The organism is Saccharopolyspora thermophila (genome assembly GCF_014646075.1).
Taxonomy (GTDB): Bacteria; Actinomycetota; Actinomycetes; order Mycobacteriales; family Pseudonocardiaceae; genus Saccharopolyspora; species Saccharopolyspora thermophila.
On sequence record NZ_BMMT01000012.1, the window covers coordinates 174,575 to 184,722 of the forward strand.

8 protein-coding genes are annotated in these 10,148 nt (G+C 66.8%); all 8 read right to left on the minus strand.

All coding sequences use genetic code 11. The features are described from left to right. Positions 1-5: 5 nt before the first annotated feature. Positions 6-986 carry a type I-B CRISPR-associated endonuclease Cas1b gene (gene cas1b, locus IEY17_RS17520; protein WP_188989054.1) on the minus strand — a complete coding sequence of 327 codons (981 nt, stop codon included), beginning with the start codon at positions 984-986 and terminating at the stop codon, positions 6-8. Between the two features lies 1 nt (position 987). Further along, the gene (locus IEY17_RS17525) at positions 988-1,485 is read right to left on the minus strand and encodes a CRISPR-associated protein Cas4 (protein WP_229680256.1); all 498 of its coding nucleotides are present in this window, start codon (positions 1,483-1,485) and stop codon (positions 988-990) included. Further along, complete coding sequence (gene cas3 / locus IEY17_RS17530; protein WP_188989056.1) at positions 1,482-3,953, minus strand: CRISPR-associated helicase Cas3'; 2,472 nt, start codon at positions 3,951-3,953, stop codon at positions 1,482-1,484. Before cas3 ends, IEY17_RS17525 begins: the two co-directional genes overlap by 4 nt. Further along, a complete protein-coding gene (gene cas5, locus IEY17_RS17535; protein ID WP_188989058.1) occupies positions 3,950-4,603 on the minus strand; it encodes a CRISPR-associated protein Cas5 in 654 nt (217 codons plus the stop codon). Before cas5 ends, cas3 begins: the two co-directional genes overlap by 4 nt. Next, positions 4,600-5,622 carry a type I-B CRISPR-associated protein Cas7/Cst2/DevR gene (cas7i, locus tag IEY17_RS17540; protein WP_188989060.1) on the minus strand — a complete coding sequence of 341 codons (1,023 nt, stop codon included), beginning with the start codon at positions 5,620-5,622 and terminating at the stop codon, positions 4,600-4,602. The genes cas5 and cas7i overlap by 4 nt, the downstream gene beginning before the upstream one ends. Next, positions 5,619-7,055 (minus strand): hypothetical protein, encoded by a 1,437-nt coding sequence (locus IEY17_RS17545; RefSeq protein ID WP_188989062.1) that lies wholly within the window; start codon positions 7,053-7,055, stop codon positions 5,619-5,621. The genes cas7i and IEY17_RS17545 overlap by 4 nt, the downstream gene beginning before the upstream one ends. Beyond that, complete coding sequence (locus IEY17_RS25525) at positions 7,052-7,486, minus strand: CRISPR-associated endoribonuclease Cas6 (RefSeq protein WP_229680257.1); 435 nt, start codon at positions 7,484-7,486, stop codon at positions 7,052-7,054. The genes IEY17_RS17545 and IEY17_RS25525 overlap by 4 nt, the downstream gene beginning before the upstream one ends. Before the next feature lie 1,240 nt (positions 7,487-8,726). Beyond that, complete coding sequence (locus IEY17_RS26130; RefSeq protein WP_422662582.1) at positions 8,727-9,308, minus strand: ATP-dependent DNA ligase; 582 nt, start codon at positions 9,306-9,308, stop codon at positions 8,727-8,729. Positions 9,309-10,148: the final 840 nt, after the last annotated feature.

Below are 10,148 nucleotides of genomic sequence, written 5' to 3' on the forward strand. Positions count from 1 at the left end.
CTGGTTCACCACCAGGCCCGGAAAGGTTTGTAGGGCTCGTTTTCGAGGCAGTGTCGGGTGAGGGCGAGTGCGTCGAGGTAGATGAGTTCGTCGTAGGTGACGTTCCGGCCGAGTCCTCGGTGTTTGACAGTGGTGGCGAGGTCGTCGCGAATGGTCGTGATGAGGAGTTTGCGTCCGGGCTCGGTGAGCGTGGCGTGGCCGGTGTTGGTGTCGAAGTGGTGGGGTTTGAGTTGGTTGCGGCCGGCGAGCCTGAGCAGGATGCGTTCGGCGAATAGTGGTTTGAACAGTTCGGCGATGTCGAGTGCGAGTGAGTGCCGGTGGCGTTCGAGGGTGCTGTGTAGGAACGCGACACCGGTGTGCAGAGGTGTGAGGCGTAGGGCGGTGAGGACGCGGGCGTAGACGAGTCCGTTGGCGTAGCTGATGACGGCGTTGCCGGCGTTGGCTGGTGGGCGGCGGTGGCGGCCGGCGAGTTGGAGCCAGTCGGGGAGTTTGGTGTCGAGTGCTTCCCAGGCACTGCGGCGGAAGTTGCCTTCGGCGGCCATGATTTGGTTGCGGCTGGTTGCGGTTTTCAGGGTGGTTTTGAGGGTGTGGTAGGGCTGGGTGAGCAGGCGGCGGTCGATGCTCCAGCGGGTGTTGAAGGCGGCGGAGTCCACGATGGAGGCAGCGATGCGTCGGGCGGTGTCGTGGTCGGTGGCGAGTCGGGTTTGGCCGAGGACGGTTTGGCTGGAGGTGGCGGTGTCGGCGGGCAGGAGACTACCGGCGTAGTCGCCGTAGTAGCTAAGGAAGTGGATGTTGACGCGGTGTTGGTTGAGCAAGCTGATAATGGAGGTGTTGAGGTCCACTTCGGCGGCGGCGATGATGTCGCGGACGTCGGTGATGGGAATGTAGGTGGGCTCGTGGCCGTCGCGTTCGATGCGCAGGCTGTTGTCCTTGCGGCGGATTCGGCAGGGGCTGGTCAGCCAGTAGGTGCGGGCGGTGGTGGTCATGTCAGGAGTTCCAGCAGTAGTCGCGGTAGGAGCATCCGTGGCAGCGGGCGCGGTCGGGTCTGGGCGGTGAGGTGGGGCTGTTGATGACCTCGACGGCGCGGTCGATGTCGTTGTCGGCGTGGGTGTGTTGTTCGGGGGTGTAGGGCAGGCGCTGGGTGCGTCGTGATTGGTAGTAGTGCAGGATCGCGCCTTCGACTGGGACGCCGATGCGGGTGAGTTGGTGGCAGTAGTGGCGTGCTTGGGCGCGGTCGGCTGCGGTGGGGCGGGCGGAGTGTTTGATTTCGTGGACCCAGGCTTGGCCGTCGTAGTGGTCCAGGCGGGCGGCGCCGAGGTCGACGGGGCTGTAGCGGCTGTAGGTGGTTTCGTGCAGGGCGGTACCGAGCTGGACGGATTCGTTGAGGTGTTCGGGGCGGAATCCGCGGGCGTACAGCCAGAGTTGGCGGGGGCAGTGGTAGAGGTATTTGATGTGGACTCCCCCGATGTCCTCACGGGTGATCACAGGATCTCTCCTGGTTGGTAGTCGGTGGTGCCGAGGATCTCGGTCAGGCCGGTGGTCGGGTCGTAGAGGCCGTCGATGACATGGATGCCGAGGTCTTTGCGGAATTCGGCGTGGCGGCGGCAGTGGTCGGGCAGCGGGATGTGGTATCGGCTGGCCAGCAGCCGTCCCTCAGCCTTTTTCGCACTGGTCCGCAACGCGATCTGGTAGTCGTTGACGCGGTCGTGGAGGATGGCTTCGAACCCGTCGAACTGCTCGAAGAATTTCTTTTTCAGGTGAGTGCGGTCGGTGAAGGGCTGGTCGAAGATGAGGAAGTCGCGGGTGAAGGCGTCCCGGAAGGCGCATACCTTCTTCTCCCAGTTGTCGCCCCAGGTGCTGGTGTAGAGCTTGTTCAGCCAGGCTTGGGTGTCGGCTTCCTCCAGCGGGGTGTGCGGGTGGTGCTGCTGCAGGAGTTCCCAGGTCTGCATGGTGGGCTCGGCGTCGTAGACGCCGTCGGCGCGGATCTGGTTCCCACGGCTGGTGCGGTACTCGGGCGGGTAGACCCACACCGACTCCGGGGGTCGCAGGCCACGGCGGTTGATGCGACCGAAGCGTTGCAGCAGGGGCTCCAGTGGGGCGCCGGAGGTGTGCAGGACGGTCAGGTCGACGTCCAGTGACACCTCGGCTGCCTGGGTCGCCACCAGCAGTCCCGGGCGGCATGTGGTGCCGGCGGTGGCGAACCAGGTGGTGATGTCATGTTCGATGCGGGCGCGGTCACGATGTTCGAACCGGGCGTGCAACAGCCACGCGGCCCGTTCGCAGTCGCCTCGTTCCGGTGCGAAGTTTCGTAGTTGCTCGTAGAGGGTGATGGCGTCGGCGACGTTGTTGGCGATCACGAGCACCGCCTGGCCGGCTTGGAGGTCGGCGGCGATGCGATCGACAGTCTCGGGTGCGGTGAGGTGGTCCCGGCCGAGCCGCAGAAGGTGGCGTGGTGGCAGCGTGCTGGTGGCGAATCCGTCGACCGGCTCCAGGGTGTTCTGTCCGAGGGTGTCGTCCAGCAGGCTGGTGAAGCGGTCGGGCAGGGTCGCGCTGAGCACCCCGATGCGGCCGCCGAGGTGCTGCGCCCACAGCCGCACCATCGCCAGGATCATGCCGAGTCGGCGTGGTTCGTAAGCGTGCAGCTCGTCGAAGAGGAACACGCTGTTCGTGGTGTCCACCAGCGTGGCGGCGTCGGTGACACCGGCGAACGCGGCGCGCAGCAACTGGTAAGGGGTGGTGACCCGAAGTAGCTCGCGGTGCAGGCGGCTGGCCTCCACGGCCTCCAACGCCCGGGCCGGGGCCTGGTCGGTGTCCTCTCCGAGGTGCTGGAGATGGTACACCCCGGCTTTGGAGTGCACGACTCCGACCTCGCCGCGGCACACGCGGGCCAGCCGGTCGGCCATCGCGTTGATCGACGCCAGATACGGAAGGACATAGAACACTCGCGGACGCCCACCGCACTGCAGCGAGAGTTCTTCGATGGCGTTCTCCGACCACATCAGCCCGGCCTCGGTTTTGCCGCTGCCGGTGGGCGCCCGCAGCAACAAGTGTGGACGCCGAGCTGCGCGTGCCTGTTTCTGGTGTTCTGCCAGCACCTCCTCAGTGCAGGCACCAGGAACGTGGCCTGCCGGCGACAGGCGTGCGAGGAAATCGTGGGTAAACCCGCTCACGGGGTGATCGGTGAGCAGTTCGCCGTGTGCGGAGGCGAGGTGGTCGGCCAGGGTCACCGCGCCCTGCAACAAAACCAGGGGCAGCCCGTCGCTGGTGCGCACGGGGTGACCGTGGTGATCCAGCCCCCAGTGCGTGTTCAGCTCCGCCAGGAGGGCGGCCACGGCATCGAGGACGTCTGCGGTCGTGGTCCTGGTGAGATCGGGGGTCCCGGTGAGCAGGGCGTGGTCGTGGGCTTGGCGGGCGAACCATGCCAGCAGGCCGCGCAGCACCGCGGGATCGTCGGCGACGGTGAAGCGGCTGCGGAGAGGCTCGCCGTCGCCGGGCAGGTGCGGTGCGAGGATCTCCCGCCCGGGTTCCTTGGGGTGCAGCAGCGGGCGATGGTGGGTGGCCACCGCCGCGGCCACCCACCATCGCAGCTGTGCAGGCTCCGCAGGCAGCAGGAGCCCCACCGCGCCGAGGGAAAGCACTTCATGGCGTTGCCTCCAGGCGTGGGTCCGACTGCCGGGGTGGCGGATCTGGCGTTGAAAACCAGGGTCGATCTTGCCAAAGTCGTGCAGGAGTGCGGCCAGCAGCACGGCGCGCCAGAACCATCCCGGCACGCCAGGCACAATCCCGACGCGATCCTCGACGGCCATCGCGGCGCGCAGGGCCACTCGGCTGTGCACGGTCAGCGGCTCCCCACCTGCTGTCGGGTTGTCCTCGGTGGGGCTTTTCGCCCACACCTCGAGGAATGCCACCTCATCCGTGGTCGACTCGTCGTTGTCGTCGTCGGAGTGGCTCATGCGCCCTCCTGTGCGCGAGTGGGGTGGACCTCCTCCAGCAGCACCACGGCCCGCCCGTCCTCGGTGGACAGCCCACTGGCCAGGGCGTCGGTGCTGCCGGTGGCGTCGTAGCAGAAACTGCCCCAGCGAGTGCGGGCTCGGTCGAGGCTGATCGCGCTCGGCAACCGCAGCAGGGTGCCCGCAGCGCTGATCTGCTCGGGCACCAAAGCATGCCCCTGGGTTCCCGGGGTCTCTGCGAGGTCGACGAACCTGGGGCGGGCAACCGCTAGGTCCTGGCTACGGCCGAGCTTGAGAGGCCAGACCGGGCGTCGCAGCGCCCGGAACCACTTTTCGCAGTCCTCCAGCAACCACACGGTCAGCTCCACACCCCACAGGTAGGGGCGGTCCATCGGTGTGGCCTCGGTTCTGCGGCCCCCTCTGGCCAGAGGACGGTAGGTTTCCACGTCGATGCCCGATGCCTCGGCGCGGAAGGCCATCGCGAAACCGAAAGCGGGGTCGACACGGTGCCAGCCGCCGACCGCGGCGGCGAGCATCCCGCCGACCGTGGCCGGCGGCGGGCACGGCAACCCCACCTGCTCCCAGGGATACAGAGGGTTGCGGAAGGAGGCCACCGGTGCGGTGACGGTGACCTCCAGCGCTCGGCGACTCATGCAGCGTCCTCGAACCACATGTCGTGCTCCCCGGACTCGATCTCCTCGGCCAGGCCGCGCAGCAGCACCCGCGGGTGCTCCATGCGCACCGTGCCGTCATCAATGAGATCGGCGAGTTCCTCCCGAGCCAGAGAGCGGTTCTCCCGCAGGAACCCCGGGGCCCATCCCAGCAGCACAGGCCCGTCCAGTTCGTCAGACCAGGCCGCGATCTCTTCCCGCAGCACTGCGGTGTCCACCACCGTGGCACCTGCGTCATGGGTGACGACACGAGTGAACGGGTTGTTGCCGCCCTTCGTCGGCGCCAACACCACCAACGCGGGTGAACGCTCGCCGTAGTGCAGGGACTGCTTGGCACCTCCCCGCAGCTGCGCCAGGGTGCGCAGCAAGACGGCGACCCGCCGCCGACGCTCAGGCATCGGCAACCGAATGGCCTTGGTGTCGCGGAACTCCACCTCCACCGCGCCGGCCGCGCGGGCTTCCTCCAGCGCCTCCGGCGGCATATCCGGGCGGTTGCCGCGGCCTTCGTACTCGAAGGTCCCCACCCGCGGCAGATCCAGCATCACCGGGCTGGCCACATCAGCGGTGTAGTGCTGGTGCTCGTGGATAACCGGGTTCGCCCCGATCTCGAAACCACGGCTCATTGTGCCGAAATCACGCGTGATCACCCGCGGTGCCACCGCGACCGCGGTGCCCACCGCCAACACTGTGTCACGATTGTAAGAGTCGTCCTTCACGGCGATCATGTACCCGAACAGGTCATCGTCAAGGTACTTGTCGGCGCGTCCGGCGGTGTACGCCTGCTGGTTCGTGCCCTTCCCCGAGCGGTACACCGGCGACCGCGGCTCGTCCACGGGCAGGCTGTCACGCCACCACCTGCGCAGCGCCTGAGCCGAAACATACGGGTAGGTGTGACTGCCCACCCGGGTGGACTTGACCATCGCGACGTTGTCCTCGCCGCGACCGTTGTTCGGTGCGCCCGCCTTGATCTCGATCACCAGCAGGCCAGCCAGGAAAGTCACAGTTCTTCTCCATCCTCGGTTTCAATGCCCTTGCGGGCGCTCGCGGCGTCCTCGGGATCGGTGGCATAGCCACGACGGTGCAGTTCGGCGATCACCGCCGTGAAAAACAAGTTCCGGTACAGCCACGCCTGATCGCTGAACTCGAATAGCAGCTTGAGCTGGCGAGGCGTGATGAACGGCTCCCGCTGCCGGGCGAACTCAGCCGTCAACCACGCCACCGACTGAGCATTGACCCACCGCCGCAGATCACCCGGACGCCGGTAGGCGACCGTGAACTTCTTCAACGGCTCGGACTGCGCGATGATCAGTTCAGCCGCGCGTACTCCCAGCTGCTCGATCTCGTGCACATGCTGCTCTGGCATCTTCATGACCTCATACAGAAAGCTCGACAACAACTCGTACAACCCCACCGCCGCAGCGGGAATCCGCGGTGGCTTTGTTCCGTCGACGGCCTCGTGCACCGTGGAGGCGATCGTCCGCGGCACGCGATGGGGCTCAGCGACCAGCAACCGGGCCAGGCGAGCCTGTCCGCTCACCTTGCGGCCGCCGCACGCCCGTTCCAGCTGCGACCACGCCGCAGCCCGGCGCGGCCACAGCGCCGTGGTCCGCAGCCAGCTGATCAAGGACTGGCTCAACGAGTGCTCGGTAAACTCCTGCTTCTTGTTGGAGTTGGTGAACACCAGCAGCGATACCCCTGAGGTCACCGTCTTCCGGCCTCGATACCGGCGAAGCAGATCCACCACCAGCTGCTCACGTTCAAATCCACCCGCGGGAAGCACGGGAGCCTCGCCCCACGACGCCTGCCTACGCGTGTGCTCAAGCTGGTTTCGGATGGCCGCAGCCAGGAACTCCTCATCCCAGCTGTGCACCACCGACAACCGTCCGCTATGGACCAGGCAACCGTACGGAAGAGCGTAGAAGCTCGCCAAACACCCCACGCACAGCGCGACACCGCCATGGCCGGGCACGGTGGTGTTGAGGTATTCCACCGACCCGGCCAACGGCACGTCGACCTTGCCGAAGAATCCGCACGCCTGCCGACCGCACAGCACGCACGGCGCCCCAGGCCATTCCCCAACCTCAGGCACAGTCCGCCACGCCCGCGTGGCTTCCGCCCTCTGCTGCGGCGTCAGCTTCTTGCGGTTGGTCGTGTTCATCTTGCTGTTGGGCCACAGCATGTAGCTGACCGACAACCAAAATCCCCCAGGCTGCTTGGCATCATGCAGACCAGCCACACCCACCAAGTCCTCGGTCATCTCCTTCCACACACCGCCCAGACTCGACTCGTCCACGGCACACGGATGATCGACCCCGGCCATCACCGCGATCGCAAAAGCACCACACCGCTGCAGCGGATGCGGCGTCAACACCACCGGCTCCGCCGCCAACTCGGTCGGCAAACTCGGCAAGCCCACAGAACGTGTCTCGGTCATACCGCTACCGCTCCGAAACCCGCAGATGTCGCCACACCCAGCCCCCACGACCACAACGCCTGCAACGTTTGCGGCGGCCCGGACAACTCCACATCGACCCCCGCGCCGACCTTCGCACCCGCCCCCACCGCAAACGAGCGCTTCGGACCCACCCGAGTCACCGACTCCAGCTCCACACCCGCATCCAGGCCCAGCGTCTCGGCCTTCCGCTTCACATTCCGCACGAAATACGCCTCCCACTCCGGCTCTCCCGGCAGCAGCCACCGCTGACTCCGCAGCCGACAGCCCTGCTCATCCCGACGCGGCGGGCCTTTCACCAACACCGGAGTCACCGTGCGCAGCAGCGCCGTGCCCTCGGAGAACAACGGCGGAAACACCGGGACAACACGCCGGACCTGCAACGCGACACCACCCCAGTCCAGCACCCGCATCGCCGACAATCCTGCAGCCAAGGCGTGCACCACCTCCGGCAACGGACTGGCGAACTCCACCACCCCGTCCCCGCCCGCGGCATACGCCCCAGCCCTACCCCGGGCATTCGGAAACCGCGGGGCGCTGTGCCCGAACGGCACCATCCCGTAAGGCCCCCAACCCTTCTCATGCAGCCGACTCCCCAACTCCGGAGCCATCTCCGACAACACCCCGTAGACAACACCACGCCCAGGCCGCAGCACCTCCCGCCACGGAATCTCCCGAGCCCGAGTCGTCACCTCCACCAACAGCCGCACACAAACACCTTCTCTCGAGAACCGCCATTACTACCACGCCGTCGATGGGGTCGTTCTTAGCCTGTCCAGCCGCCGTGACGGCCCGGCCACATCTGTCACGCGCGACCACCACCAGTAAGTCCAGATACCAGAAGGGGATGACACCGGACTCCGGGTGCCATCCCCTTCCCAACGCCCCTGCCAGGGCCAATGAACCTCTTGCTACCCCTCTCACCAGGGACATCACCGTGATTCCACCCTCCGGGCAAACATCTTTAGCCCGCACTACAGCTGGCACCGCAGCGCCCCCAGCCTGGGCAACATTCACCCATTCAGACCAGCCACGATCCCCAGAGAAGCCGCTGCTACCCGACCCAATTTCAGCGAACCCCCCAAACCCCCGACCGCACCGCAGGTTCGCTGAAACCAACAACCCAACAACGCGCTGCCGCAATCCACCTCGCGGTGAACGAACTCCGACCAATGGATTCGATCACGCCACGACAGCCGTCTTATGCCACCAAGGACCAAGCGACCCAGCCCCCGCCACAACCACCGCCACGGAGGCCACACCAACCTGCGGCCCCGCCAGTCAAGCCGCCACTCAGCCAAGGTTCTCTTGATTACGCCGTCGTAAGAAGCTAGCCTTCTGCAGAAGCACACCCACACCGTGTGACAATCCACCCCACCACTGCAGAACTCAGCTCCTTGACAACGCAAACGCCCTACCTGAACAGGTCCTTTACCATCGGGTGCTCATCGCCCCTACGAGGGGTCGCAACGTGATCAACCTGGCGCGACGTGCATCGCTGTTCGGCCGTGCTCATCGCCCCTACGAGGGGTCGCAACTCGTACCGGGCGGAGTGCGCGTGGATCCAGTCCACGGTGCTCATCGCCCCTACGAGGGGTCGCAACGGGGTGCAGACGACGGTGCCGAGGCGGTCGTCGCGCGTGCTCATCGCCCCTACGAGGGGTCGCAACATGGCGGTCTCCTCCCGCAGCTCGCGGACGAGCGCGTGCTCGGATCGGGCCGTGCTCCAGGTCGAGCGCGGCGAGTTGGTCGCGGCGGTCGATGTACGGGCGGGTTTAGCAGTCCGGTGTCGTCGAGGTACAGCAGGTCGAAGACATACAGACGTGCGGGTGTGTCACGCAGCTGCACCGCGGTCGGCCGGGCGCGGTGGATGCGCAGTTGAAGACGGCCGAAGTCCGGTTGCCCGCCTGGCCCCAGGGCGACGATCTCGCTGTCCAGCACGACGCGCCGCGAGCCGAGCGCGTCGGCAAGAGCGCGCAGTTCGGAAAACGAGGTGGTCACGTCCCGCCCGGAACGGTTGATCAACCGAAGGCCCTCGGGCCCGGCGACGACCAGGCGCGCATGCCGTCCCACCTTATCCCCACCGCCCAGTCCGGACCCGTCGGTGGCGGGCCCGGACTGGGCGGTGGGGAGCATAGGCCCGCGCGCCACCCACGCGGGTATCCAAGGCGCTGCCTTGGCGTGATCCTGCTCCGAGCCCAGCGCCGCCGCCATGGCGATCACGACCCACGCCATCGCATACTGCACACGTGTTCGAAAGCGGCCAGCCGGATGTGCACCCCATGCTCGTGCGGGGCTTCCGGCCGCCCCGTCCGGTCTGGATCGACCTGGCGTCCCGGCCGGTGTCGCCCTGCCCTACAGCCTGCTCTGGTCCATGGTCTGGTTCGTGCTGTGCTGGGGTTCCGTAGGAGTCCTGGCAGCAGGTTTCGGCCGACGCAGCCGCGTCACCACGATCGCTCTATGGGCAGCGGTCCTCGTGACGCTGGTCGGCATCGTTGTTGCGGTCATCGCGCTGCCCCGGTCACAGATGGACGCATCGTGGGGGTGAGGGTGGTGAGGTCGACGACGCCCGCCGGGCGGCCGCGACGCCGAGAGTTATTCGTCCCCGATCACGTCACACCGGTCGGACGGGCGGCCCAGTCGCTCACCTAGATCCGATAACGCCGTATCGCGACCCGCGATCGAGTGAGCATCGCCGGTCACAGCGACTCACGCTGCGAGGCCGTGATCACGAGTTGCAAAGCGGCTGGACGTGCCTGTCCCCCGGAGTTCAACCCGTCCTGGATATCCGGGGCCTCATAGAGGCAACTCAGAACTCGGGCTCTGGCCTCACCAGCGGCCGGAGCCCTTCGCGGTCATCAGCGCAGCTTCGCAGCAGTCGTTCGCCGCTACGGCGTCACCGACAGGACCGTCCACAACTGGGCTCCGCTATAGGGCAGACACTACTCCGTCGGGTGCCACCGCCGTGGAAGTGGACCCCGCCGTGCACGTCCCTGGCCTGGAGGACATCTGCCGCGGAGCCGGACAGCTCCGAGTGCGTAGCCCCGGTCTGCTCCTCCTCGTCGTCAGGATTCC